Annotated in this window: 21 protein-coding genes; 8 read left to right on the top strand and 13 right to left on the bottom strand. The window is 61.4% G+C overall.

Annotated features, from left to right (window positions below):
• Positions 1-59: 59 nt before the first annotated feature.
• A complete protein-coding gene (locus ANI01nite_RS12835) occupies positions 60-536 on the top strand; it encodes an HtaA domain-containing protein (protein WP_141358433.1) in 477 nt (158 codons plus the stop codon).
• A gap of 60 nt (positions 537-596) precedes the next feature.
• On the opposite strand, the gene ANI01nite_RS12830 is transcribed toward ANI01nite_RS12835, so the two are convergent.
• A complete protein-coding gene (locus ANI01nite_RS12830) occupies positions 597-1,547 on the bottom strand; it encodes a hypothetical protein (RefSeq protein ID WP_141358431.1) in 951 nt (316 codons plus the stop codon).
• A gap of 82 nt (positions 1,548-1,629) precedes the next feature.
• Positions 1,630-2,442 carry a shikimate 5-dehydrogenase gene (locus tag ANI01nite_RS12825; RefSeq protein ID WP_141358429.1) on the bottom strand — a complete coding sequence of 271 codons (813 nt, stop codon included), beginning with the start codon at positions 2,440-2,442 and terminating at the stop codon, positions 1,630-1,632.
• Between the two features lie 141 nt (positions 2,443-2,583).
• On the opposite strand from ANI01nite_RS12825, the gene arr reads away from it, so the two are divergent.
• On the top strand, positions 2,584-2,994 hold the full coding sequence (gene arr, locus ANI01nite_RS12820) for an NAD(+)--rifampin ADP-ribosyltransferase (protein WP_038990273.1): 411 nt from the start codon (positions 2,584-2,586) through the stop codon (positions 2,992-2,994).
• Between the two features lie 74 nt (positions 2,995-3,068).
• Here the strand turns inward: arr and ANI01nite_RS12815 are convergent, their stop codons facing one another.
• The 4 genes from ANI01nite_RS12815 to ANI01nite_RS12800 all read right to left on the bottom strand — a co-directional run bounded on the left by ANI01nite_RS12815 (position 3,069) and on the right by ANI01nite_RS12800 (position 7,668).
• Entirely contained in the window at positions 3,069-4,481 is a 1,413-nt protein-coding gene (locus ANI01nite_RS12815; RefSeq protein ID WP_121867228.1) for an aldehyde dehydrogenase family protein, read from the bottom strand.
• Between the two features lie 25 nt (positions 4,482-4,506).
• Positions 4,507-5,937 (bottom strand): APC family permease, encoded by a 1,431-nt coding sequence (locus tag ANI01nite_RS12810; protein ID WP_073708001.1) that lies wholly within the window; start codon positions 5,935-5,937, stop codon positions 4,507-4,509.
• Positions 5,938-6,045: 108 nt separating this feature from the next.
• Positions 6,046-6,969: an AraC-like ligand-binding domain-containing protein gene (locus tag ANI01nite_RS12805; protein WP_038990270.1), complete on the bottom strand. Its 924-nt coding sequence runs from the start codon at positions 6,967-6,969 to the stop codon at positions 6,046-6,048.
• Between the two features lie 105 nt (positions 6,970-7,074).
• On the bottom strand, positions 7,075-7,668 hold the full coding sequence (locus ANI01nite_RS12800) for a TetR/AcrR family transcriptional regulator (RefSeq protein WP_038990269.1): 594 nt from the start codon (positions 7,666-7,668) through the stop codon (positions 7,075-7,077).
• A gap of 130 nt (positions 7,669-7,798) precedes the next feature.
• Between ANI01nite_RS12800 and ANI01nite_RS12795 the strand changes: the two genes are divergently transcribed.
• From ANI01nite_RS12795 to ANI01nite_RS12775, 5 genes are all read left to right on the top strand, one after another.
• Complete coding sequence (locus ANI01nite_RS12795; protein WP_141358427.1) at positions 7,799-9,721, top strand: primary-amine oxidase; 1,923 nt, start codon at positions 7,799-7,801, stop codon at positions 9,719-9,721.
• A complete protein-coding gene (locus ANI01nite_RS12790; RefSeq protein WP_141358425.1) occupies positions 9,705-10,157 on the top strand; it encodes a hypothetical protein in 453 nt (150 codons plus the stop codon). The genes ANI01nite_RS12795 and ANI01nite_RS12790 overlap by 17 nt, the downstream gene beginning before the upstream one ends.
• A gap of 276 nt (positions 10,158-10,433) precedes the next feature.
• Positions 10,434-11,879: an NAD(P)/FAD-dependent oxidoreductase gene (locus tag ANI01nite_RS12785; protein ID WP_141358423.1), complete on the top strand. Its 1,446-nt coding sequence runs from the start codon at positions 10,434-10,436 to the stop codon at positions 11,877-11,879.
• Positions 11,879-12,247: a cupin domain-containing protein gene (locus ANI01nite_RS12780; RefSeq protein ID WP_141358421.1), complete on the top strand. Its 369-nt coding sequence runs from the start codon at positions 11,879-11,881 to the stop codon at positions 12,245-12,247. The genes ANI01nite_RS12785 and ANI01nite_RS12780 overlap by 1 nt, the downstream gene beginning before the upstream one ends.
• Positions 12,248-12,267: 20 nt before the next feature.
• Positions 12,268-13,758, top strand: coding sequence for a gamma-aminobutyraldehyde dehydrogenase (locus ANI01nite_RS12775; protein WP_141358419.1), 1,491 nt, complete (start codon positions 12,268-12,270; stop codon positions 13,756-13,758).
• Between the two features lie 9 nt (positions 13,759-13,767).
• Here ANI01nite_RS12775 and ANI01nite_RS12770 read toward each other — a convergent pair whose 3' ends face one another.
• The 3 genes from ANI01nite_RS12770 to ANI01nite_RS12760 all read right to left on the bottom strand — a co-directional run bounded on the left by ANI01nite_RS12770 (position 13,768) and on the right by ANI01nite_RS12760 (position 17,283).
• Positions 13,768-14,796, bottom strand: coding sequence for a CDP-glycerol glycerophosphotransferase family protein (locus ANI01nite_RS12770; protein ID WP_170214648.1), 1,029 nt, complete (start codon positions 14,794-14,796; stop codon positions 13,768-13,770).
• A gap of 109 nt (positions 14,797-14,905) precedes the next feature.
• Positions 14,906-15,961 carry a metal ABC transporter solute-binding protein, Zn/Mn family gene (locus ANI01nite_RS12765; RefSeq protein ID WP_170214647.1) on the bottom strand — a complete coding sequence of 352 codons (1,056 nt, stop codon included), beginning with the start codon at positions 15,959-15,961 and terminating at the stop codon, positions 14,906-14,908.
• A gap of 68 nt (positions 15,962-16,029) precedes the next feature.
• Positions 16,030-17,283, bottom strand: a complete 1,254-nt coding sequence (locus tag ANI01nite_RS12760; RefSeq protein WP_141358413.1) for a YibE/F family protein — start codon at positions 17,281-17,283, stop codon at positions 16,030-16,032.
• Positions 17,284-17,467: 184 nt separating this feature from the next.
• Between ANI01nite_RS12760 and ANI01nite_RS12755 the strand changes: the two genes are divergently transcribed.
• Positions 17,468-18,610, top strand: a complete 1,143-nt coding sequence (locus ANI01nite_RS12755) for a CPBP family intramembrane glutamic endopeptidase (RefSeq protein ID WP_141358411.1) — start codon at positions 17,468-17,470, stop codon at positions 18,608-18,610.
• Between the two features lie 89 nt (positions 18,611-18,699).
• Here the strand turns inward: ANI01nite_RS12755 and ANI01nite_RS12750 are convergent, their stop codons facing one another.
• The 4 genes from ANI01nite_RS12750 to ANI01nite_RS12735 form a co-directional block, all read right to left on the bottom strand.
• Entirely contained in the window at positions 18,700-19,830 is a 1,131-nt protein-coding gene (locus ANI01nite_RS12750) for a baeRF2 domain-containing protein (protein WP_073707992.1), read from the bottom strand.
• Positions 19,831-19,970: 140 nt separating this feature from the next.
• Positions 19,971-21,080, bottom strand: a complete 1,110-nt coding sequence (locus tag ANI01nite_RS12745) for an NADH:flavin oxidoreductase/NADH oxidase (RefSeq protein ID WP_141358409.1) — start codon at positions 21,078-21,080, stop codon at positions 19,971-19,973.
• Between the two features lie 59 nt (positions 21,081-21,139).
• Positions 21,140-22,450, bottom strand: a complete 1,311-nt coding sequence (gene mgtE, locus ANI01nite_RS12740; protein ID WP_255314535.1) for a magnesium transporter — start codon at positions 22,448-22,450, stop codon at positions 21,140-21,142.
• A gap of 462 nt (positions 22,451-22,912) precedes the next feature.
• Positions 22,913-24,322 carry an L-serine ammonia-lyase gene (locus tag ANI01nite_RS12735; protein ID WP_141358405.1) on the bottom strand — a complete coding sequence of 470 codons (1,410 nt, stop codon included), beginning with the start codon at positions 24,320-24,322 and terminating at the stop codon, positions 22,913-22,915.
• Positions 24,323-24,572: the final 250 nt, after the last annotated feature.

The raw sequence follows: 24,572 nt of genomic DNA, 5'->3' as shown, positions 1-24,572 counted from the left end.
AGTGTGAAATACTGGCCACAGCATTTATTCACGCCGATATCCTGTGGAGGGAAAAGACCATGATCGGAAGTGGCGCGCCAGCAGGCGATCCGTTCCAGCCGCATCTTGAATGGGGCCTGAAGGCTTCGTTCGTGAGCTACATTTCTTCCCTCGCCGACGGACGCATCGAGGCCGCCAACGGGGTGTGGCAGGCAGGCAACGCGTTGGCGTTCCCTGTCTCCCCCGCTACCGAGGTTCCGGAGAATGAAATCTGGTTCAACGGCCGTGTTTCCTTCTCCGGGCACGGAGGCATGATGAAGCTGGATGTCATTGAGCCGCGCATCGTGAACCACGATGACCGCATCACCCTCACCATTGACGAGGCCGGCGAGCGCGTAGCCATTGCCGAGCTTACCGAAACCAGCGTTTCGAACGCTTTTGGCTTGGTCAAGACCCGTTTCTCGGCGGTGCTCACCGAGGCTGGCTCGAAGCTGTTCAACGGCCAATATCCTGCCGGACAGCAGATGGAAGAAGTTGAGGTTGTGCTGCGCGGTTAGCAGCTGACCAGCGGTGAGGGCCCGGCGCGCAAGCACCGGGCTCTCTTGCTTGCTGACCGGTCAGGCGCTGGGAGCCTCTTCCAAAGAACGCAGGTAGGCAAGCCCTGGATGTCCTTCCAACCCATGTGCTCCACGTACTGCCCAGACTGCGGCTACGGCAGCGTATAAACCACCGGTACCTCCTAGTATCAGCGGCTGGGTATCCGGGAACTGCATGATCATCGTGCCCGTTGAGCTGTCGATGTCCATGCTGCTGGCTCCGTGGAAGTAGAAGCTTAGCCAAACGCCATCTTGGCGTCGGCAGATCACCCGGTGATTCGTGATCACTGCTAACACCTCCTGCTGCTCACGCCACTGTTCCTTTGCCAACGCTTCGGCTTGAGTACGACGCGTTCTGTTTCCCCACGCCATAGCCAGTACGCCAACTGCGACGAAAGTTGGATGCCCCATCAGGAATCCCGAACTCTGCATGTAGGTGACATCGGAACCGTAAAATCGCGCATAGTTGGCGTTGGCGGCGCAAATTACAAGTTCATTCGACTCCGTAACAACGTCCCATGGCGGGTCTTGAGGTCGCCATGTTCCGTCATAAAGGTCGCCCGCCAACTGGGCGGCAGCAATCTGTGCCCGCGCAAGCTCCGCTCTTTCATTCACGATCACCATTTCGGATTTCGTGTAGTGTCCCTTAGAACGGCGAAATGCCCGCCAGGCAAGTCGCATCTTCCCGAACGAAGTCATCAAGAAGAAGAGTCCAACACCGAACAGAATAATCGAGCCGAAAGCCATCCCGGCTAGGGCAGTGTTGTCAATCGTGTTGGTGAGCGAAAACGCATTGAGCAGAAGCAACCAACTGGCGCAGAAGAAGAGTAAGGCAGAAGCCACACGGAATATCCACGGCCGGTGGCGCTTCCAAGCTGAATAGTTGTCGTGCTCCATTTCCTTGAGCGTTGATAATTTGCCGCGCAAACTGGCCACCCCTCTGTTGCCTTGACTCTGTTCAGCTGGTTCCAATCACTTTATTCGTGTCACTGGAAAGTTTTCTACCTACTCCGTCTGCAATTGCCGAAATTGGCGCGGAACCGTAGCCTCGTTCCTACTGCCGCGAGAACTCCGACGCGCGCATAACTTGTTCTTCGGTCAGCGGGTGCCCGGTGTACTTCTCGAACTGCGCCGCGGCTTGCAGCGCGATGACCTCGGCTCCGGTGATGACCTGCTTGCCAGCGTCTCGTGCGTTACGTATCAGCGGCGTTTCGCTGGGGAAGGCGACCACGTCGAAGATGCTTTGTGCCGAAGCAATATGCTCAGCGGTGAACGACAGCGTTTCGGCATTCTCCCCATCCATGCCCAATGGAGTGACGTTGACCAGGATCTGGTGGCCTGGAACTGGATCTGCCGAGGCGTGGCGGTAGCCGTACTTGTCGGCCAGCGCTTTGCCTGCGTGCGCATTGCGTGCCAGCACCGTCACGTCGCTGAATCCGGCCTCGCGGAAAGCGGCAACCACTGCCTTGGCCATGCCGCCGGAACCGCGCACCAGGACGCTGCTTCGCGCATTCAATCCATGGCGGTCAATCAGGGCGGCGATCGCTTCGAAGTCGGTATTCGATGCCACGAGCCGGCCATCGTGATTCACAATCGTGTTGACCGAATCGATGGCAGCTGCAGAAGGCTCGATTTCGTCTACCAGTTCCATGACTTCTTCCTTGAACGGCATCGAGACCGAGCAGCCGCGAATGCCCAGGGCACGTACCCCGGCGATTGCTCCTGGCAGGTCCTCGGTGGAGAAGGCCTTGTAGATGAAGTTCAGGCCGAGCTCGTCATACAGGTAGTTGTGGAAACGCGTCCCGATATTCGATGGACGCCCGGAGAGCGAAATGTAGAGGGACATGTCTTTGTTCAAAATGGGCACGCGGGGATCTCCAGTGGTGGTGGCCGGTTCACCTCCAATATACGTGCACTGACTGGTGCATCCCGCAAAGCCGCAACGGCAATCAGGGCACGCTTGGGTTGCTCTTTCGCGCTGCCAGTGCATCGGCTAAGCTCAGTGCGCATGAGCCAAGATCTTGACCAGGGACCTTTTTTCCACGGCACCAAGGCAGCATTGCGCCCCGGGGATCTGCTATCTCCCGGTTTCCCCTCGAACTATCGGCCCGAAGTCATCATGAACCACATCTACTTCACCGCATTAGCCGATGGCGCAGGATTGGCAGCCGAAATCGCTGCATTGGACGGCACTGCGCACGTGTATGAGGTGGAGCCGACCGGGCCATTTGAAAATGACCCGAATGTCACGGATAAGAAATTTCCGGGCAATCCCACCCGGTCCTACCGCAGTGCGCATCCGGTCCGTGTCATCCGTGAGGTCCATGGCTGGACGCGCTTGTCGCCCGAAGCGTTGCAGGACTGGCGTGAACGCATCGCACGGCTCACGAATGATCCAACAGCCGAGATCATCAATTAGCCAATGCATGGGCGGTGCCCGATGCCTGATCGGCACCGGGCACCGCCCGTGGACGTTGGATCGGCTGGCCTATATCAGCCCTTGATGATCTGCGGCTGGGCCAGCGACTTCAAGCCGTCCAGACCGAATTCCAGGCCATAGCCGGACTGCTTGGCGCCGCCAAACGGAATACGCGGATCAATGGTGCCGTGGGAGTTGATCCATACGGTGCCCGCCTGGATCTGCGCGGCAACTTCCAGTGCCTGCTCGCGGTTGCTGCTCCACACCGAGGCGCCGAGGCCTACTTCCAGGGCGTTGGCATGCTTGATCGCTTCGGCGGTGTCCTTGACCTTGATGATCGGCAGGGCCGGGCCGAACTGCTCCTCGACCACGAGGCGGTTGGACGGGTCGATGTCGGCAATCAGCGTGGTCGGGTAGAAGTAGCCGGCGGCGTTCTCGTCCGGGTTGGCACCGAGCAGCACCTTCGCCCCGGAATCCACGGCGTCCTTGACCAGGGAAGCGACGATGTCGTACTGGGCCTTGTTCTGCAGCGGGCCGAGGACGTTGTTCTCATCGAGGCCCACACCCATCGGCATCTTCGCGGCCACATTGGCCAGCGCGTCGCAAACCGCATCGTAGATCGATTCCGGCACGTACAGGCGCTTGAGCGCAGCGCAGGTCTGGCCGGTGTTGATGAAGGCACCCCAGAACAGGTCTTCGGCAATGGCCTGCGGGTCGGCGTCTTCCAGCACGATGCCGGCGTCGTTGCCGCCCAGTTCCATGGTCAGGCGCTTCACGGTATCGGCCGAGGAGCGGATGATGGCCTTGCCGGTAGGAGTGGAACCGGTGAACATGATCTTGGCGATGTCCGGATGCCCCGAGAGCTTCTCGCCAACCTCGCGTCCGCCGGCGACGATGTTCAGCACGTCGGCCGGCAGCACTTCGTTGAGCACATGGACCAGCGCGAGGACCGAGAGCGGGGTGTATTCGCTGGGCTTCATCACCACGGTGTTGCCCATGCGCAGGCTCGGGGCCAGCTGCCAGATGGAGATCATCATTGGCCAGTTCCACGGGCCGATGGCACCGACGACGCCCAGTGCGCGGTAGTGCTTGGCGGCGTAGGTTTCGCCGTCGTCCACAACGACTTCCGGCTCGACCTCATAGGCGGTGGCGGCGCGCAGCCAGGCGGCAGCTCCGCCGACCTCGAAGCGGGCGTTCGGGCCGTTCAGCGGCTTGCCCTGCTCGCGGGAGAGCAGTTCGGCCAGTGCCTCGGCATTGGCTTCGATATTGTCGGCCGCGGCGTTCAGCAGGCGCTTGCGCTCCTCATGGCCCAGGGCATCCCATGCCGGTTGGGCGGCCTTAGCCGAGGCGACCGCGGCGTCGAGGTCCGCGGCGCTTTGCTCGGCGACACGGCCAACCAGTTCACCGGTTGCCGGGTCCAGAATTTCGGTGCCACCGGTTGCCGGCTGGATCGCGTCCAGCAGTTCTTGGGCGTTTGCGTAAGCCATCTTTGAGCTCCTTGGTTCTAGGTGGTTAGCTGACGGGAAGTTCATCGGCCATGGGCGCACGCCGTGTCGACGAGCGGACGACCAGTGCCAGTACCCAGGCGATGACGCCGGGCAGGATCACGATGCCTTGCAGGACATAACCGAGCATTCCCGGTTCTTCCATGCCAAGCAAGATGTCGAAGTTGATGACGATTTGCGCGAAGACGTAGGCCAGCGCAATGCCGGAGACGAGCGGGGCGATCACCCGGGTGGCCAGGGATTCAGAGGATTGCTTGCGCTTGAAGTATCCGATGACGGCAAAGGAGGTCAGCGCCATCAGCAGCACCAGGCCATAGGCCGCCGAGTTGGTCATCCAGGTGAACATCGTGAACACGACGTACATCGGGTCCTTGCCTTGCGAGATCACCGCGAAGATGGCGATGACAACCAGCCCGAGGGTTGACTGCGCCAGCGAGCCGGCCACCGGCGCGTGGGTGGTGCGCGAGGTGATGGCAAGGAACTTCGGCAGGGCCCCGCCGCGGCCCATGGCGTAGAAGTAGCGGGCGATGACGTTGTGGAAGGCCAGCAGCGCGGCGAACAAACTGGTGATGAACAGGATGTTGGCCAAATCGACGAACCATGCTGGGGCGTTGGCGCCGAAGAAAGCGAAAATCAGGTCAGGGCCGAGTTCCGCCGAAGCGCCGATGACGTTCGAGGCACCTTCGCCGACGGCTACGGCGAAGGCCGAGAACGCGTAGAAGCAGGCGATGATGACGACCGCGATCATCGTGGCGCGCCGGGCGGTGCGCGCCGGATCCTTCACCTCCTCGTTGTAGATGGTTCCGGATTCGAAGCCCATGAACGCGGCGATGGTGAAGGCCATGACCGCGCCCATGCCCGGCGCGACAGCGTCGGCCACGTTGAAGGATGCGGCCGGCTGCGGCGCCTCGGGTGCGAAGGCGAAGGCCATGATGTTGTAGATGATGACGACGAGGAATTCAGCGGCGACGACGATGCCCAGCACCTTGACCGAGAAGTCGACCCGGTTCATGCCGAGGAAGCCGACCACTGCCCAGGCCACCAGCGCCATGGCCCACCACGGGATGGCGGTGCCGAAGGAGGCGTTGGCGAAGGATGCGGCGGCGAACCCGAACATTCCGTAGATGCCGATCTGCATGAGGTTGTAGCTGACCAGCGCGACCATCGCGGCGCCGACGCCCGCTGCTCCGCCCAGGCCTTGGGCAATGTAGGCGTAGAACGCTCCGGCGTTCGGTATGTAGCGGCTCATCGCGGTGTAGCCGATGCTGAAGACCAGCAGTATGGCACCGATGATGAGGAAGGACAGCGGCACCGATTCCATGCCGGTCACCGCGTAGTTGGTGGTCACGCCGCCAGCCACGGCGGTGAGCGGTGCGCTGGCGGCAATGATCATCACGACCAGAGCCGGCACCGTGAGCGTGCGTTGTTCGAGTCCCATTCGATCCCCCATTATCCGAGTTCTTGGATATCAGCATCCCGGAGTCCTCGAACTTTTCGTTGGCATTGAGCGCAGGACCATTGGCACCGCGTGCACTTCCGCTGCGTCTCAGGCGGCGTCGCGGTATTTGCCCGGGGTTGAACCGAATTCTTTGGAGAACATGCGGCTGAAGCCCGCGGCATCGGCAATTCCCACCCGGGATCCGATGGCCTGCACTGGCAGGTCGGCCATGAGCGGGTCGCGCAGCAGGCGCGCTGCTTCGCGCATTCTGAGATGGCGGATGAGCGCGGCGACGCTGAGCGGCTGGTGCTCGAACAGGGCGTGCAGGCTGCGTACGGACATGAAGTGGGCGGCCGCGATGCGGGCCGGTCCCAAATCGGCGTCGTCCAGGTGCGCGTTGATGTAGCCGGTGACCAATTCGCGTTGGCGCAACTTGGCGTCCCCATGGCATTCGGCGCCGAGCGCGCCGCCCAGTGCGGTGGCCAGCAGATCCACGGTGTTGCGGGCCAGCTGGTAGCCGCCGAATTCATCCCACTGGGAAAGGTTGGATCCGAGGTGGCGCAGCAGCGGTGCGACGGTCCCCGACAACGGGTGCGATTCCTTGAGCGCAACCGCGGTCAGCTGGCCGACCTGCTGCTGCGACAAGCGGAAAAGATCATGCGGAACCAAGGTGACCAGCACCGATGCAGGTTTCTCGAAGGCCAGAGTGTACGGGCGCTGGGTATCGTAGATCGCCAGGTCCCCGGGTGCCAGCAAGGTTTCGCGGCCGTCTTGGATCAGCAGCCCATAGCCATCGAGCTGGTAGGAGATCTTGTAGAAATCCCCGTCGCCGCTGGCGCTCAGGTCCTCGGTTCGCTTCACCGCGTGGGGTTTGGCATGGATGCGCATCAAGCCGATCTCTCCGAGCATGTTGGCACCCAGCGTAGCGGTGAAATGTCCGCTGGAAATCTGCTCGCTGCGCAGCTTCACGAAGGCGTCGGAAATGAGCCGCGACCACGCGGTGAACGAATCGACGTGCTGAAGTTGATACATGCCTGCCTCCCCATCGAAGCCCAAGGAACTGTGTCGGGCATCACGAATGAGAGTACGCCGAGTGCGCCGAAAAGTCACTTTTTTCGTCGTGCGGAGAATATCCAGCTACTCCGCTGCGCGCAGGCTGCGCAAGGCCTCCAGGCGGTACTGCAGCTGCGCTTCGAGCGCGTCGGCGGTATTGACTGCTTCGTCGAGCACGCTGCTGGTTTGCGCGCCCATCAGGAAATTGATCATCGAGTCGCGCGCCACGGGTGCCGTGGGGTGGTCGGGGCCGAGGAGCTGCTCAAGCCATTGGTCAACCAGCGTGCGCCAGCGGTCCATGGTTCCCGCATTGACCGCCGCCAGCGCCCGATCCCCGAGGGCCAGATGCCAGAAGTGCACCGCGATGCGCGCTTCATTTCGCCGCAGCTCATCGAGCGGAAGCACTTCCCGGGCAAATGCCTCGATGGCCGCGATTCCCGTTTGCCCCTGGCACTTGCGGGCAATGCGCTTGTCGGTCGCCTCGGCGACATAGCGGAAAGTCGCTACCAGCAGCGCATCGCGGGTTGGGAAGTAGGGCTTGAAGGCGCCGTTGGAATATCCGGCGGCAGCAGCCAGGTCGCGCAGGTTGAGTTTCTCGATCCCCTCCCGGGCAATGAATCTCCATGTGACCTCGACGATCTCCCGGCGACGCTGATCATGGTCCACGATTTTCGGCATGCCTCAAGATTAGCGATGAATCATTTATTTCCGCCAAAGGCTTGCGCCTTTGCGAGTCCGCCCGTATTCTCTACAACCAGAGAATAATAAATGCTGCAGATCACATTTCAGCACTAAAGGAGCCGGTCTCATGCCAACCACCACCGCCACGGATTTCACCCTGCTCAGCGAAGCAGAGGTTGCCGCCGCCAAGGACTTGCTGGTCAGCAACCAGCTGTTCACCGAGAACACCCGCATCGCCTACATGGGCCTGGAAGACCCGCGCGCCGACCGCCCCGGCCGCTTTGTCCGCGTGATGCTCATGGACAAGCTGGCCAACTCCCCCAAGGATGTCGTCCTGGACCTGGGCGCCCAGGGCGTGCACTCAAGCGTCGATCTGGATCCGGCCAAGGTGGGGCAGATGCCGGTGCTGCTGGAGGAATTCGAAAAGGTCGAGTCCATCCTGATTGACGATCCGCAGTGGGCGGCCGCTTTGGCCAAGCGCGGGCTGAAACCGGAACAGGTGCGCGTGGCCCCGCTGTCCGCAGGTGTGTACCACGACGAGTACCCGCAGGAATCAGGCCGCCGCATCCTGCGCGGGCTGGCCTTCCGCCAGGACTTCGCCGAAGACTCCGCATGGGCCCACCCGGTTGACGGGCTCGTGGTCTACATCGACACCATCGCCGGGAAAATCGACCAGCTGCTGGATCTGGGCATCGTTCCGGTGCCCGAAACCCACGGCAACTACACGGACCCGGAACTCACCGGCCCGGTTCGCACCACCCAGAAGCCCATCGAGATCACCCAGCCTGAAGGCCCAAGTTTCACGGTGAGCGCCGGCAACCATGTCGAGTGGGAGAAATGGTCGCTGGACATCGGCTTCGACATGCGCGAGGGTCTGGTGCTCTACAACATCGCCTTCAACGACAAGGGCGTGGAACGCCGGATCCTGGACCGCGCCTCCATCGCGGAAATGGTCGTGCCCTACGGGGATCCGTCCCCAGTACGCAGCTGGCAGAATTACTTCGACACCGGCGAATACCTCATCGGGCGCCTGGCCAACTCCCTGGAGCTCGGCTGCGACTGCCTGGGCGAAATCCACTACATCTCCCCGGTGGTCACCGACGCCGATGGCAATGCGCAGACGATCGCCAACGGCATCTGCATGCATGAGGAAGACGCCTCGATCCTCTCCAAGCATGCCGATGACTGGTCCGGAGTGAAGTACACCCGGCGCAACCGCCGCCTGGTGATCAGCTTCTTCACCACCGTGGGCAACTACGACTACGGCTTCTACTGGTACCTCTACCTGGATGGCACCATCGAATTCGAGGCCAAGGCCACCGGCATCGTCTTCACCTCGGCCATGGGCGACGAGCGCTTCTCATCCGAGATGGCTCCGGGGCTGACCGCGCCGTTCCACCAGCACATCTTCGGCGCCCGCCTGGACTTCGCGCTGGATGGCGGCCCGAGCCGCGTCATCGAGGAAGAAGCAGTCCGCCTGCCGATCAGCAAGGAGAATCCGCGCGGCAACGCGTTTACCCGCAGCCACACCGTGCTGGCCACCGAGAAGCAGGCGGTGCGCGACAACAACCCGACGGCCGGGCGCACCTGGGTGGTCACCAACCCCGAGAAGCAGAACTACCTGGGCAAGCCGGTAGGCTACAAGCTGATGTCCCAGGGACTCCCGACCCTGCTGGCCGCCGAGGGATCCTCCATCCACAGCCGCGCGGAGTTCGCTTCCAAGGCCCTGTGGGTGACCAAGCGCCATGACAGCCAGCGCTACCCGACCGGCGACTTCGTGAACCAGAACCCTGGCGTTGACGGCATCGGCTCCTGGATCGAGGACGACAAGAACATCGATGGCGAGCAGATCAGCCTGTGGCACACCTTCGCGCTGACCCACTTCCCGCGCACCGAGGACTGGCCGATGATGCCCGTGGACAAGGTCGGATTCACCATCCGCCCCGAAGGATTCTTCGACCGCTCCCCTGTGCTTGACGTTCCAGCCCCGGTCCAGCACGGCTGCTGCGCCACTACGGAATCCGACGGCTGCTGTGGCAGCGGCGACTAGTCTCACTGCCAGGGTTTCCGCCGGGCACCGCGCGCTGGGCATCGGCTCGCTGTGCCTGGCGGCGGCCCACCTGCTGGTGCTGGCAGTGCTGCCGCACACGCTGTGGTGGACCCTGGCCTTGCTGGCAATGGCGGTCTGGTGCGTCAAATGCTCCTGGTGCGTGCTGCGCGGCGGCTCTCCCATGAGCCTGCTGGTGATGAGCGCGCTGATGGGCGCTTCGCACGTGGCGATGGTGATCGGGATGCCCTGGTTCACCGGCCATCACGGAGCCCATGCGGGGCATGGCACGCACCATGCGCCGGTGATGCTGGGCATCGCGGCTGCCGAATTCCTCGTGATGTTCGGCGCCGCTTGGCTCAGCCGCCACACCGCAGGCAGCGTCCCACGCCGTGCCGATCAACCGGATAGCTCAGAACCCGCGGCTCTTCCCGCCTAGCCAGACCCGGTCTTGAATGCAGCACTCCGCTGTTCTCAAGGCCGGGTTTCTGCCTGCTCCCGGATCTTGACAACCCCGAGATGCACCGGCTTAGATGAGTAATGAATCACATTCAATTTGTGTTCAACTTTTCCGAGAAGAGGGATAGCCTTGACCGCCGACAGGCACTCATCTGGCATCCTCGGTGCCCAGCAGACCACAAAGCCGCAGGGACCATTGGTCGTTCCCCTGCATCGATAGCGTCCACCGAACCAGCTATCTTCGAGGAAAGTACCAATGGCCACCAACAATGAACTGACGTTCGACAGGCATGAAGCCGAAGTCTCCCCCGCCCTGATCGCCCGGGCACTGGCAGATGCCAAGCGCACCAGCTACTGGCTGGACAATAGCCAGCGTCCCACTCCACATCCGGCACTGCACGGGTCAATCGCCACCGACCTGCTGGTTATCGGTGGCGGCTACACCGGATTATGGACCGCGCTTCAAGCCAAGGAACGGGATCCTGCCCGCAAGGTGGTGCTGATCGAGGGGCAGCGCTTGGGCTGGGCCGCGTCGGGTCGCAATGGCGGATTCTGTGAAGCATCGCTGGTCCACGGCGAAGCAAACGGCGCAAACCATCTGCCGGAAGAAAACGAGCTGCTCGCCGAGCTCGGGGCGCAGAACCTCGACGAGTTCGAAGCAACGGTGCAGCGCTACGCCATGGACGTGGACTTCATCCGCCAAGGCTCGATCAACGTGGCCACCGAGCAGCATCAGATCGCTTGGGTGGCCGAGGAAGCTGAAGCCCCGGGCGTCGACTACCTGGACGCCGACGCGGTCAAGCAGCTGATCAACTCCCCGGATTTCCTGGCCGGCTCCCGCGACAATCATTCCACCGCGCTGATCGACCCGGCCAAGCTCGTCTGGGAACTGGCCCGCGTGTGCCGCGAACTGGGTGTTGAATTCTACGAGCACACCCACGCCTTGGAGATGGAGAATACCGGCACGCAGGTCCAGGTGCTCACCGCCGACGGCCAGATCACCGCCCAGCGCGTAGCCCTGGCCACCAACGTCTTCCCCTCGCTGCTCAAGCGCCACCGCGCACGCGTCATCCCGGTCTACGATTACGCGCTGATGACCGAACCGCTCACAGCCCAGCAGCGCGCAGCCATCGGCTGGGCGGACATGGTGGGCCTGGCAGATCTGAACAACCGCTTCCACTATGCCCGCCCCACCATCGATGCCGAGGGGAACTTCCGCATTCTCTACGGCGGCTACGACGCGGTCTACCATTTCGGCGGCAAGGTCCGCTCCAGCTACGACACCAACCAGCGGACCTTCGAAAAGCTGGCCGCGCATTTCTTCGGCAGCTTCCCGGACCTGATGGATGTGAAGTTCTCCCACGCATGGGGTGGCGCCATCGATACCTGCTCGCGATTCTTCTCGTTCTTCGATCTGGCCTATGGCGGCAAGGTCGCCTACTGCGCAGGCTTCACCGGCCTCGGTGTGGGCGCCACGCGGTTCGGTGCCAAGGTCATGCTGGATCTGCTCTCGGGGAAGAAAACGCGGCTGACCGAATTGGAACTAGTGCGCACCAAGCCGATCCCTTTCCCTCCCGAGCCTGCCGCATGGGTGGGCGTGAAACTCATGACCAGCCAGCTGGCCAAAGCCGACCGCAATCACGGCGAGCGCTCGGCCTTCTTGAAGCTGATGGACAAGATCGGAATGGGGTTCGATTCCTGATGCCCGCAAAAGACCTTCGAGCCAGTATCGTCCAGGCCGGCGATGCGGAGCTGAGCCACGAACCGATCGGCGAAGACCAGCGGGCTGACGGTCAGGCACCCGCGACCACAGGCTATGCGGTACTGGGCACCCTCGGGAATGCGGAAGTCGGCATCTGGGAGATGTCTGCCGGAGCCATGCGGGATATCGAATCCGACGAATATTTTGTTGTGCTTTCCGGCCGCGCCACCGTGCAGATCCTGGAAGCCGACGGCTTCGGCGCCCAGGAACTCCGGCTGGTTCCGGGCAGCATTGCCAGGCTTCATGCTGGCATGAGAACACAGTGGACTGTCACGGAAACCCTGCGCAAGTTCTATTTCACCCTCTGAGCATCCCTAGGAGAATCCACATGGCCTACTACGATAGTTCCCTCGGACACCAGTTCATCAACGGCCAGCAAGTCCGCGGGCTCGGCCCCGTGCTGGAACGCGTGAATCCTGCCACCGGGAAAAAGCTGCTGGACGTCGATACCGCAAGCCTTGAGCAGGTTGACCAGGCGGTGCACGCGGCAGCCGAGGCCTTCACAACCTGGTCCAAGCTCACCCCGGGCGAGCGTGCCGACCACCTGCTGGCCTTCGCCCGCGAACTTGAGCAGCATGCCGATGAGATTGCCGCGGTGGAGACCGCGCAAACCGGCAAGAGCATCCGCATGTCCACCCAGTTCGATGTGCCCGGTTCCATCGACAACGTGAACTTCTTTGCTGGCGCCGCACGCAACCTGCAGGGCTTGGCAGCCGGGGACTATGCCGGGAACACCACCTCGATGATTCGCCGCGAAGCCATCGGCGTGATCGGCTCGATCAGCCCCTGGAACTACCCGTTGCAGATGGCTGCGTGGAAGATCCTGCCCGCGATCGCCGCCGGCAACACGATTGTGCTCAAGCCCAGCGAGCTGACCCCGGGCACCTCGGTCCTCTTTGCCCGGGCCGCCAAGGATGCAGGGCTCCCGGACGGGGTGATCAATATTGTGGTTGGCGACGGGCCCAGCGTCGGCGCGCCATTGGTGCGCCACCAGCTGGTGAAGATGACCTCGTTCACCGGCTCCACCGCGGTGGGCCTGAAAATCATGTCCATGGCCGCCGAGAGCGGTACCCGGGTGCATCTGGAACTCGGCGGCAAGGCCCCGCTGGTGGTCTTCGGTGATGCGGATATCGAAGCCGCCGCGCACGGTGCGGTAGCCGGCTCGACGATCAATTCAGGCCAGGATTGCACTGCGGCCACCCGCGCCTACGTGCATTCCTCGGTCTTCGAGCGGTTCACCAGCCGTGTGGCCGAGCTGATGGACGCCATGGTGGTGGGAGATCCCACCGACCCCGATACCGACATGGGCTCAATGATCAGCCAGGAGCACCTGCAGAAGGTCTCCTCGATGGTCCAGCGCGCCAAGGATCAAGGAGCTCAGGTGCTGGCGGGCGGCCATCAGCTTGAGGGCGATGGCTTCTTCTACCGTCCCACCTTGGTGGTTGGAGCTGCCCAGGATTCGGAGATCGTGCAGCAGGAAGTGTTCGGACCGGTTCTGGTGGCCCTGCCATTCAGCACTGATGATGAGGCCATCGAACTGGCCAACGATACCCCGTATGGGCTGGCGGCGAGCGCATGGACCAAGAACGTGGACCGGGCGATGCGTGCCAGCGCCGAGATCCAGGCCGGCTGCGTGTGGATCAACGAGCATATCCTGATCGTTTCCGACATGCCGCATGGAGGCTACAAGGCTTCCGGCATGGGCAAGGACATGAGCCAGTATTCTTTCGATGAGTACACCAACGTCAAGCACGTGATGATCTCCCATGATCCCGCTGCCCACCGTGAATGGCAGGACACGGTCTTCAAGCACCGCTAGGCGCGAAAACTAGAGACTGGAAAGCAGCTGGTTCAGCTTCTTGGTTGCCACCCCTGGTTCGGTGGTGGCAAAGAAGTACTGGGCCAGCTGTTTTTGCGCCCCTGCCACTGGCGAGGCGGCCAGGTCGGCTACCCGCTGGGCCAAGCCGTTCGCGTTGCCCAGCCGCTGGTCCAACGGCAGCCCGGCATGGAGCTTGCTTTCGGGATCCCCCGACAGCAGCAGCGGGATGTTCAGCGCTACCGCGTCATAGGCCATCGCCGAGGTGTCGCAGATGGCCACGTCCGCCCACACCAATGACTGCGCAGCATCGCCGATCGGGTCCAACGTGGCGGCATAATTGCTCTTCAGGCCGAGGACTGCCTTCTTCGCTTCAGCGGAAACATCTCCGGTCTTCGGATGAGGTCGGAAACGCACGTCGAAGCGTTCATCGTTGCTCAGCTGGGCGAGGATCCGCTCCCCCAGGGTCGCCACCGAGGAGTAGGCCATGGCCTGGGAATCGCCTTCCCACGTCGGCGCGTAGAGCACGCGGATCTTCTCGGATGGCTCGGGCCATTCCAGGTTGTCCAGCTGCGGGCGCCCGATCTGCACCAGATGCGTTGGGTCGAAACGGGCAATGCTATCGGTGATGCGCTCGACCGCAGCGGCACCGGCCACGCAGGCGAAGTCGTAGGCCTTGAGCTGGTTGGAGACCATCGACGTCTTTTCACTTTCACCGTGGTTCAGGTGAATGTGCGCTGGCCCATTGAAACGCAGCATCGTGAAGTTCCGCTGGGCGTTATTCACGTAGTTGATGGATTTGGCATCCCACTCGCGCAGGTTGTTCTCGATCTGTTCCATGGAACGCGAGAACATGATCGGCAGAGTCGTCGCTTCCAGCGCATGGCGTGCGCTCAGGGCATCCATGAGCACCACTCCGATGCTCAGGCCCTGGGCAGCCAACCGCTCGAAGGTCCCCAGCCAGACTCCGAGCTGGTAGAACTGGCCGGGGCCTTCGGCGAAGAACAGCACATGGTCGGCTTGTTCGATTCCCCGGTCCAAGTGGGCGATTTCTGCTCGGACAGACCGCTCCGCGAGGAGGGAGCGTGCTTTACCTGTCGCTTGAGTTATCTGGGAAGAGAACAATGCCATGCATTTAGTCTACGTAGGTTTAGCCGTTGATCGCGGAAGCCAAGTCGGAAATGTTGGATTCCATCCATTCAAGGTAGCTGGAGTCATCCTGGATGGTTTCTGCAAAGTCAACCACGGGGATCTGCCCCTGCTCTGCGCTCTTCTTCAGCGCTTTGGTTTCACTGCCTTCAGTCTGCACGTTATAGGCCAGCATGTCGGCGTCGCCTGCGGAAAGCAGGTCTTCGGCCTTCTTCATGGTTATCGGTGCAATGCCTTCGCCCTCTTCAATGGCTTCGCTCAGCCCTTCCGGGGTGGCATCCTCCATGCCTGCAGCATGCAGCAGGTGGAATGGTACCGGCTCGGTCATCACGAAGCTCTTGCCATCCAGCTTCGCGGTTTCGAGCTGTTGCTCCAGCTTGTCGATTCCTTCATTGAAGGAAGCCGCATTCTGCTGGTACTGCTCGGCGTTGGCGCTATCGGCCTTTCCGAAGGATTCAGCCAGCGCATCAGCCAGGTCGCCCATGGATTCCAGGTCATACCAGATGTGCTCGTTGTAGGCCGCGTGGTCGTGGCCTTCATGCGAATCCTCTTCGGCGTGCTGCGCATGCTCTTCAGCGCTTTCGCCCTCATGCGAATCCTCTTCGGCGTGCTGCGCATGCTCTTCAGCGCTTTCGCCCTCATGCCCGGCTGCTTCCGATTCCTCAGCTACCGGCGAGGAATCCACTGCGTGCACGAGCGTGATCTCGCCAGCCTTGCCTTCTGGAATCGAGGAAACCAGGGAGTCCATGAACTGGTCATATCCTCCGCCATTGGCCAGCACCAGCGTGGCATTGGAGATCGCCAGCTTATCTCGGGCTGTTGGCTCGTAGGAATGCGGATCCTGTGCGGCCGAAGTGATGATCTCGCTGACCTCCACGCTCTCTCCGCCAATGGCACGGGCGATCTGTCCGTAGACGTTCGTCGTGGCCACTACGCTGATCGCAGCAGAATCCGCTTCCGTTGATTCGCTGGCCGTGCTGCTACCGCATCCGGCGAGGATCAGTCCAGCAGCAGGCAGGGCTACAGCTGCTGCGAGCAGCGAGCGGTGGTTCTTCATGGGTGTCTCCATCTAAATCGGATCGCTATTGAGAACTATTCTACATTACATATGAGAATGGTTCGCACCTAGGCGTCGGAACCCACGCGTTGCAAGGAGCGTTTGCCGTGGGCTCCGCCGGTGCCGGTCGCCTTCACGACCATGACCGCAATTGCGGTCGTTACCGGAATTGCCAGGACCAATCCAATGGAGCCGATCAGAATGCGGATGACCTCTTCGGCCATGGCGCCGGAGCCCAGGGTGACCCCGAAACTCTGGTTGCTCAATGCGGCAATAGCCAAGACTGGCAGGGCCGCACCAGCATAGGCGAAAGCAATGGTGTAAACGGTCGAAGCGATATGGTCGCGGCCGATGCGCATTCCGCGGAAGAACAATTCCCTGGCCGAGGACTTCGGCGTGCTCTCTGCCAGTTCCCACACGGTAGCCGATTGGGTGATCGTCACGTCATTGAGCACACCCATGCCGCCGACCAGGACACCGCAGATCAGCAAGCCGGGCAAGGATATTTGCGGGGCCACCGTCGACAAGGTGATTGCCGATTCATCATTGGCCCCGGTCAACGCGGCCGCATCGGTCAGCCAGAGCACCATCCCTGCAGTCACCGCAAGACCGAAGAGCGTTCCCAGCAGCGCTGTGGATGTCTTCGCGTTCAGTCCATGGGCGAAATACAGCGCGACGAACATGATGGCGGTAGAGCCTGTGAGTCCCACCACAACTGGATTGCCGCCTTCAAGCAAGGCCGGAACCATGAAGACGATCATGAAGGCGATGCCGCCGATCAGGCCGATCATGGCCCGGGTGCCGCGCCAACCGGCGACGAGCACCACCACCACGCCATAGGCGATGGCCAGCAGTGCCATGGGCAACGTGCGCACGAAGTCAACGAACACGTACGGGCTTCCGCTGGTGGTGTCGACCGCGGAAAGATCTAGGTAGCGGATGCTGTCGCCCGCGCGCGCATCCCGTGATTGCAGCATTTCCGGCGGGATCTCCAACTGGATTTCAGCGCCACCGGATTCAGGCATCACATAGGTGACCTGGCATTCGAGCACCTTGCCGCCTACTTCTTCCAATCCTTGGGACGAAGGGCAATCCTGGATGGCGCTGCGCGTAACTGTGCCAACTTCCATCGTCGCTCCGCCGGTAGTATCCATGGCTCCGTTGAGGGCGAACTTGTCGTAGTTGCCTTGCGGCCACAACAGGATGACCATGACCATGGCCAAAGCACCTATGGGCGCAAGCAGAGCCCAAAGGATGATCGAGGCACGCCGCCGGCGCTTGGGATCCTGCAAAATCGGTTCGTCATGGTGATGATGGCCCACGTGGCGCTGCTCCAAATCAATAAAGGCGAATCGTCCTTACCAAGTCTAAGAGCTTGCCCCTGGGAGTTTCATATGGACGCAGTCCGCGTCTTCCCGCGCTGTTCGTGGACGCTCAAAAGGATGACGCGATAAATCCTCCGCAAGGTTCATGCTTTCCAGCATCGCGGAACGGGAGAATTGAGCCATGAGCTTGCCAATGAATTTGCCACCCGCGCCGCAGGGCGCCGAAGGTGAAATGAGCTATCCGTTCCATCGCCTGATGAGACGCAGTGCGAACTATCGCTGGTGGCGTCCGCTGGCGTTCTCCGGCGTCGGCATTGGCTTCTACCTCGCAGCTTTGCTCATTGCAATGCTGGCGATGTTCGCCGCACTGCTCATGAACCCGATGACGTGGGCTGCCGATAATCCGGAAGAGGCCCCCGACCAATTCCTCATGGATCCAATGCTGAATATGGCTTCGGCGACGGACTTCTCGATGACCATGGCCTCATTGATCATCATGATCCCTGCGGTCTTTTTCGCTTATTTGCTTATCGGACCGAAGCCTGTCGGCCAGTTGATTTCGGTCACCGGCAAATTGCGCTGGCGATGGTTCGGCCTGGCGTTGGCTGCCAGCGCCGTTTTGTTCGCCTTGTATTTCGGGGTGAATTTCGGGCTGGGCGCAGTGGGAATTGGCGCGTCCGAGCCGGTGCCTGCCAGCAGCCTGCCCACGGATCCGCTGTTCTATGCGCTGCTGGTTATCCTCTTGACACCGTTCCAGTGCGCAGCCGAAGAGCTCGTCTTCCGCGGTGCGTTCATGCAGGTCATCGGCAGCTGGCTGAAGCATCCCTTGTTCGCCATTCTGCTACCGGTGCCGCTGTTCACCATCGGCCACCTCTACGATATCTGGGGGCTTCTCGATGTGGCAGCCTTCGCTATCGCGGCAGGCTATCTGACGTGGCGCACCGGCGGCCTGGAAGCGGCGATGGCCATGCACATCATCAACAACACGTTCTTGTTCCTGCTCGGCGCAGTCGGCCTTGTCGATCTGAACGCCACGGAATCCAACCCGGTTTCATTAGTCTTCTCGGTGTGCTTCATGGCCCTGTTGACCTTCATGCTGGTGAAGCTTGCCGATAGGCAGGGCATCGCTCGTACGGCGGGCCCAATCCCGGTTGCAGACCGCCGGCCGTTGCTGCAACCTTGGCAAATGAACCAGCCGCCGCTTCGCCCTAACCAGCCATACTGGGCTCCTCCGGCATATCAGCCAGAGCAGCAGCCATACGCCGGCAATCCGCCGGTGGATTCCCCACCAGCGCCGCGGGCACCCGACCCGTCGGACCGCTAGGATTCACGCGGCTCAAGCGCAAAAACGATCCGCACAGGAGCACCTGTGCGGATCGTTTCGTTTACTGCAATTTCATTTAGTGCGCTTCTTCAGGACTTGGCCCAGCGCAGCAAGGCCGCGATTCCTGCTCCGTCAGGGATCATCGATTCCGGTACGTATCGGATGCTGGCGTCCGTCAGCGCGGTCGCGCGCAAGAGCACTTCCGGCGCTGGCCACTCGCCGACCACCAACTCTGCATGGTCATCCCCATCTTGATGGGCAATCCACGGTTCTGCGCTCAAGGCGCGCAGGGTATGCTCGCTTTGATATTGGCCAACCAGCACCATTTCGGCTTGCGCCGATTGGAGTGCAGTGACGACTTCATTCAATCCGACAGCCAGTTGCGCTCGGCCGTTGCCGGACTGGGCGGCAACCTTCGACTCCAATTCAGCCAGATCCTTGGCTTTGACCTCCTCCACCAGCTTGGTGATCTGGGCATCGACCTGCTTGGCGTCCGCACCTCCGGTACGCGTATGCGAGTCGATGACTTCTACGTATTCCTTCAGTGCCACCGGAAGTGCCCCGAGCACTATTTCACGAGCCTTGATATCGCCGGAAAGAATGACCAGACGAACGTAGTTCTCGGCGGACATCTCGCTGATCAGGCCGGCGACCTCATCAGCATTTCGACGTACCATCTCATCGGCGGCTGCCTGGGCCTTCGGCTGGTCATATTCGCCGGGCACCTTGCGCGCATGGTGGATTTCCTCGGGCAATCCGACTATGCCGCGGCTGCCGAGGCGTTCAGGGGACGCCGTGTTATAGAGGTGCACTTCACCTCCGTCCTTGCTGACTTCGGCTACGAGGTAGGAGAACGATCCGCCACGCGCGCGAGCCAGCGCTGTGAAGTTCGGGAATGGACCCACATCCACCGATGGAGTTTGGACCTTGAGTCCTGGGATGATTTCGTTGAGCACGACTTCGCCGTCATGAACGGCGACGAATCTTGCTACGGGTGCTCGCAAGCCCTCGGCTGGTTCCAGTGCGCCGATCAGTGCTTGGACATCGTCCGGCTGTGCCTGCTGGCTCTTGAGCAGCTTGGCTACGTCGTCCGGAAGCCGATCTGCGGCTTCTTGGGCCGCAGTGGTTCCCAACGATGCGTCCACGAGGGCGGTGCTCCACGAGCCGTTTCTCCGATAAAGCGAAGCGTCGATTCCGTTAGAATCCGCGCGTAGTGCCATGCTGACTCCCTTCCGCACGCGAGCCTTGGCCGCGGTGCGACTAGATCCGTGGCACTAACCTAACATCACTATTCAGTGGCTGGAAGAGGTAACCAGAAACTATGTCGTTGTTTGGATGAAATCAGCATGACAGCAAGTATTTACCAGCGGCCGCGCCAATATTGGGCAGGGAATGCCAGCGGCGCTCCGAGTTCTTTCGCCGCACGGTTGGCCCACTGCGGGTCGCCCAGAGCGGCGCGTCCGATGCTCACGCCGTCGGCTTGCCCGGTCACAACGATGTGCTCTGCTTGCACCGGCTCGGTGATCACGCCCACCGCGGTGACGAAGGCGTCCTGCGGCAGTGAGTCTTTCACTGCTTGGGCCAACGGCACCTGGTATCCGGGACCAGAGGGACCCTTGAACTTGCCGATGCCGGCGCTGGACAGGTCGAAATGGCGAACACCGTAGCCGTAGAGCTCCTTGGCGATTCGAATCGTGTCAGCGATACCCCATCCGTCGTCTACCCAGTCTTCCCCCGAGAAGCGGATGCCCAAGACCTTGTTTTCCGGCCACACGGCTGCCACCGCCTTGATGATTTCACGCAGGTACCGCGTGCGGTTCTCGAAGCTGCCGCCGTATTCATCCGTGCGCTTGTTGGACAGCGGCGAGAGGAACTGGTGCACCAGGTAGCCGTGGGCCGCATGGATCTGGATCAGGTCGAATCCTGCCTCGTCTGCGCGCTTGGCCGCGTCGGCCCAATCCTGAACCGAGTCCCGGATCTGCTCAACGGACATCTCGGTAGCCGGCTTCAGGCCATAGAGCTCGCTTGGAGTGGAAGTGAAGGTTTCCCAGCCGCCTTCTTCATCGCTGATGCTGCCAATTTTTCCGGCCTCTTCGAACTCCTTGAGCCAACCATAGGTCGAGGCTTTCGCGCCGGCATGCGCCAGCTGCACGCCAGCGGCTGCACCATGTGAGCGGATGTACTTTGTAATCGGCTTCCAGGCCTCAGTCTGCTCGTCATTCCATAAACCGGTGTCGCGGTCCGAGATCCTGCCTTCAGCTGCCACCGCTGTTGCTTCGGCGATGACCAGGGAGTATCCGCCATGCGCCATGGACCCCAGATGAGCCAGGTGCCAGGTCGTTGGAACGCCGTCGTGTTTTTCCACGGAGTATTGGCACATCGGCGGGAGGACCACGCGGTTGCGCAGCTTCAGGCCTTCGCCGCTGCGGGTTGGAACGGTAATTTCAGTAAATAGCTTGCTTTGAGGCATACCAGTTACGACGCTGGCGTGCGCGAATTTATTCCGCGCACCCCCAGTGCCAGGTCAAACTAGCCGAGAATCAGTACCGCCACAGAGAGGTAGACAATCAGCCCAGCGGCATCCACGAACGTTGAAATAAAGGGATTGGAGAATACCGCAGGGTCGACCTTGAAGAATTTTCCGATGATCGGCATCACCCCGCCAACAGCGGCCGCAATGCTGCATAGCGCCACGAGGCTGGTGCCAATCACCAATCCGATGCTGGGTTCGAAAATGAGCCCGGCCAAGAACAGGGCGACAAGGCCAAGGCTCAATCCCAAGATCGCCCCGATACGCACCTCACGCATCAGCACCCGCCAAAAGTCGCGGCCCCGCATCTCCCCCATGGCCAGCGCACGCGTAACGGTAGTCGCCGCCTGGTTGCTGGTATTCCCGCCAATGCCCACAATCAGCGGGATGAACAAGCTGAGCACCACCATCGATTCAAGCGTCTGCTCGAAACTGGCGAGGACCTTGACGGTCAAAGTGGCACCAATCGCAAGGACCAGCAACCAGATGATCCGCGCCTTCACCAGTTGGCGCAGCGGCGTACCCAGGTACGGGCGGACGAGCGGTTCCGCCCCGGGATCGTTCGCAGTGCGTCGCTCCTCGGCATCCTCCAGGATCCCGAGCGCCATGGGCAAGGTCAGCACGCCCAGCAGGCGGTCTTCCCGATCAAGTACCGGGAGCACCCCTGCCTTCCGCCCCACGGCCAATCGTGCTGCGCTTTCCTCCGGCTCGCAGGCTTGGACGCTGGAGCCAGGGGTGCACAATTCTGCGACCGTCATCGTGCCCGGTTCGACGAGCAGCTCGCTGAGCGTGATGGTGCCAAGCAGCCTGCGTTCATCATCGATCACCAAGATGTGCTGCGCGTCCTTGCAATGCGCGAAACGCTTGCTGATGCGTGCCAGGGATTCTGCCACGGTTAGCTGCGGATGGGTGGCGATGAAGTCCGGGGACATCGCCCTGCCGGCGCTTGCTTCGGGGTAGCCCAGCAGGTCTCCGATGTCTTGGCGTTTGGCCTTCGATGCACCTGCCAGCAGTTTCGTTGCCACGATGGCTGGCAACTCATCGAGCAGTGCTGCGCGTTGTGCGGCGGAGAGCTGGGAGAAGGCATCGACCACTGCTTCTGACTGCAGCGCCCGAATCAGTTCGGCTTGCACCTCAGCGTCGAGGTCCTTGAAGAGAAGCACGGCGGCCTGCTTGTCGAGCAGGCGGTAGGCCAAGGCTGCTTCGGTGGCATCCAGCGCTTCAAGGTGCTCGATAGCCTCAGCGGTATGCAGCTCCCCCAGCAGCCGTGCTGCTTGCTGGAATTCGCCGTGGTTGAGGTGGGAGCTCAAGGAGCGCGAAATAGTAGAGAAGTCTACCTTTTCTGGAGAAATCATGATGTGGGTCCAAATGGTTCATTTGGCGCAGGAATACAAGCCTGCCAGCAAATTCTCACCGCTGGAGCACCCCGTGAAGACAGGGAGATAAATCAGTCAGTATTTGCGTGCAGGTTTCTGCGCCGGTGACATGTGCAGGTGTCACGAACTCATGGGAATCCCATGGCAGGATGCAGCCCTATTCGGCAGATTCGGCTATGAGCACCCAGGTGAGTTCGTGGGCATAGATCGACTTGAACTGTCGTCCACGACGCTCACCTCCTCGAAATCGGTTTGCGCTCACGCGCATCGGGCCTTGACCAAGTTCTATCAGCAACGGCTGGGAAATGCCCGCTTTGGGGATCGATATCACGTTTAAATGGTCCAGGAGGCCTGCGGTGCAGGCCTCCTGGACTTGGTTCTCGCGGTGCTATGAAATCAGCATTCCACCACGTTCACGGCCAAGCCGCCCATGGCAGTTTCCTTGTACTTGTCGCTCATGTCCTTGCCGGTTTCGCGCATGGTGATGATGACTTCGTCCAAGGTGACGTGGTGTTCGCCGTCGCCCATCAGTGCCATCTTCGCCGCATTCACTGCTTTCGAAGCGGCAATGGCGTTGCGTTCGATGCATGGGATCTGGACCAAGCCGCCGATTGGATCGCAGGTCAGTCCCAGGTTGTGTTCCATTGCGATTTCCGCGGCGTTCTCCACCTGGGCTGGGGTGCCGCCAAGGATTTCGGCCAGGCCACCGGCGGCCATCGAGGAGGCCGAACCGACTTCGCCCTGGCAGCCGACTTCCGCTCCGGAAATCGATGCCTGTTCCTTGTATAGCACGCCGACGGCGCCTGCAGTGAGCAGGAAGCGTACGACTGCGTCATGCTTTTCGTCCTCGTTCCAGTACTTCGCGCCTGGCGCGTAGTGGGTGGCGTAGAACAGCACTGCCGGGATGATGCCGGCGGCGCCGTTGGTGGGGGCGGTGACAACCCGTCCGCCGGAGGCGTTCTCCTCATTGACTGCCAGCGCGACGAGGTTGATCCATTCCTGCCAGTAGACCGGATCGCGGTCCTTGTCTTCCTTGCGCAGGCGTTCATGCCATTCCGGGGCGCGACGGCGGACTTTCAGGCCGCCGGGCAGCACGCCGGTGCGTTCCAGCGCGGAGTCCTTGCAGCCTTCCATCACTTCGTAGATGTGGATGAGGCCTGATCGGATTTCCTCGCGGGTGCGATAGGTTTCCTCGTTGGCCATCATGATCTCGGCAATGGACAGGCCGGTTTCCTTCACATGCTCCAGCAGTGCGGCTGCTGTCGTGAACGGGAAGGGCTGCTTGTTCAGCTTCTCCTCGAGGTTCTTCTCGATGCGGTCTTCGGCGCCTTCGCGCACGATGAAGCCGCCACCGACGGAGAAGAAGGTCTCGTTGACGATTTCATTGCCTTCGGCATCCAGGGCAATGAACTTTACCCCGTTGGTGTGGCGCGGCAGCACGGTCAGCGGGTGCTGGATCATGTCCTCGACCTTGTAGTCCAGGTCCTTGCGCTGGCCCAGCTGTTCGGCCAAGCGCAGCACGCCGGTGGCTTCCATGTCTGCCAGGCGCTCATCGACCTGTGCTGGCAGCACCGTTTCAGGTTCGAAGCCTTCGAGCCCGAGCATGATGGCGGTGAAGGTACCGTGGCCGCGGCCGGTAGCGGCCAGGGATCCATAGACGTCCACACGGATATTTTCCAGTGCGTCCAGTTGGCCTTCTCGGATTACTTGGGCAATGAATGCGTGCGCTGCACGCATTGGTCCCACGGTATGGCTGGAAGATGGTCCGATGCCAACCGAGAAAAGATCGAATACGCTAACCGCCATGCGGGTCACATCCTTAGAACTTGGGTAATCCGAGAGCTAGGGCTCCGGATCTATGAAGTGTGGTTCCAAACTCCCCCCCCCGGGCCGCCGCAGGTATCGCGGCGGCTGGTGGAACTTTGGATGGTGAAAGACTGCGGGCCCGAAAAGCGCCTAATTCCACCTTCCGGGCCCGCATCTTCGCTAGCTTGCTGCTACTCGGAAACCTTTGGCAGGTCCGGGTACAGTGGGTGCGCTTCAGCCAAGGCCAGCA

Source organism: Glutamicibacter nicotianae (assembly GCF_006539525.1).
GTDB classification, from domain to species: domain Bacteria; phylum Actinomycetota; class Actinomycetes; order Actinomycetales; family Micrococcaceae; genus Glutamicibacter; species Glutamicibacter nicotianae.
Note: the sequence above shows the minus strand (reverse complement) of the source record. Positions and strands in the feature narration are given on the sequence as shown.

Excerpts from the sequence above, each read along its gene's own strand:
- ANI01nite_RS12785 (WP_141358423.1), top strand. The coding sequence starts at position 10,434 with ATGGCCACCAACAATGAACTGACGTTCGACAGGCATGAAGCCGAAGTC.
- ANI01nite_RS12805 (WP_038990270.1), bottom strand. The coding sequence starts at position 6,969 with ATGTATCAACTTCAGCACGTCGATTCGTTCACCGCGTGGTCGCGGCTC.
- ANI01nite_RS12835 (WP_141358433.1), top strand. The coding sequence starts at position 60 with ATGATCGGAAGTGGCGCGCCAGCAGGCGATCCGTTCCAGCCGCATCTT.
- ANI01nite_RS12765 (WP_170214647.1), bottom strand. The coding sequence starts at position 15,961 with ATGAAGAACCACCGCTCGCTGCTCGCAGCAGCTGTAGCCCTGCCTGCT.
- ANI01nite_RS12775 (WP_141358419.1), top strand. The coding sequence starts at position 12,268 with ATGGCCTACTACGATAGTTCCCTCGGACACCAGTTCATCAACGGCCAG.
- ANI01nite_RS12745 (WP_141358409.1), bottom strand. The coding sequence starts at position 21,080 with ATGCCTCAAAGCAAGCTATTTACTGAAATTACCGTTCCAACCCGCAGC.
- ANI01nite_RS12735 (WP_141358405.1), bottom strand. The coding sequence starts at position 24,322 with ATGGCGGTTAGCGTATTCGATCTTTTCTCGGTTGGCATCGGACCATCT.
- ANI01nite_RS12750 (WP_073707992.1), bottom strand. The coding sequence starts at position 19,830 with ATGGCACTACGCGCGGATTCTAACGGAATCGACGCTTCGCTTTATCGG.
- arr (WP_038990273.1), top strand. The coding sequence starts at position 2,584 with ATGAGCCAAGATCTTGACCAGGGACCTTTTTTCCACGGCACCAAGGCA.
- ANI01nite_RS12755 (WP_141358411.1), top strand. The coding sequence starts at position 17,468 with ATGAGCTTGCCAATGAATTTGCCACCCGCGCCGCAGGGCGCCGAAGGT.
- ANI01nite_RS12780 (WP_141358421.1), top strand. The coding sequence starts at position 11,879 with ATGCCCGCAAAAGACCTTCGAGCCAGTATCGTCCAGGCCGGCGATGCG.
- ANI01nite_RS12795 (WP_141358427.1), top strand. The coding sequence starts at position 7,799 with ATGCCAACCACCACCGCCACGGATTTCACCCTGCTCAGCGAAGCAGAG.
- ANI01nite_RS12815 (WP_121867228.1), bottom strand. The coding sequence starts at position 4,481 with ATGGCTTACGCAAACGCCCAAGAACTGCTGGACGCGATCCAGCCGGCA.
- ANI01nite_RS12800 (WP_038990269.1), bottom strand. The coding sequence starts at position 7,668 with ATGCCGAAAATCGTGGACCATGATCAGCGTCGCCGGGAGATCGTCGAG.
- ANI01nite_RS12810 (WP_073708001.1), bottom strand. The coding sequence starts at position 5,937 with ATGGGACTCGAACAACGCACGCTCACGGTGCCGGCTCTGGTCGTGATG.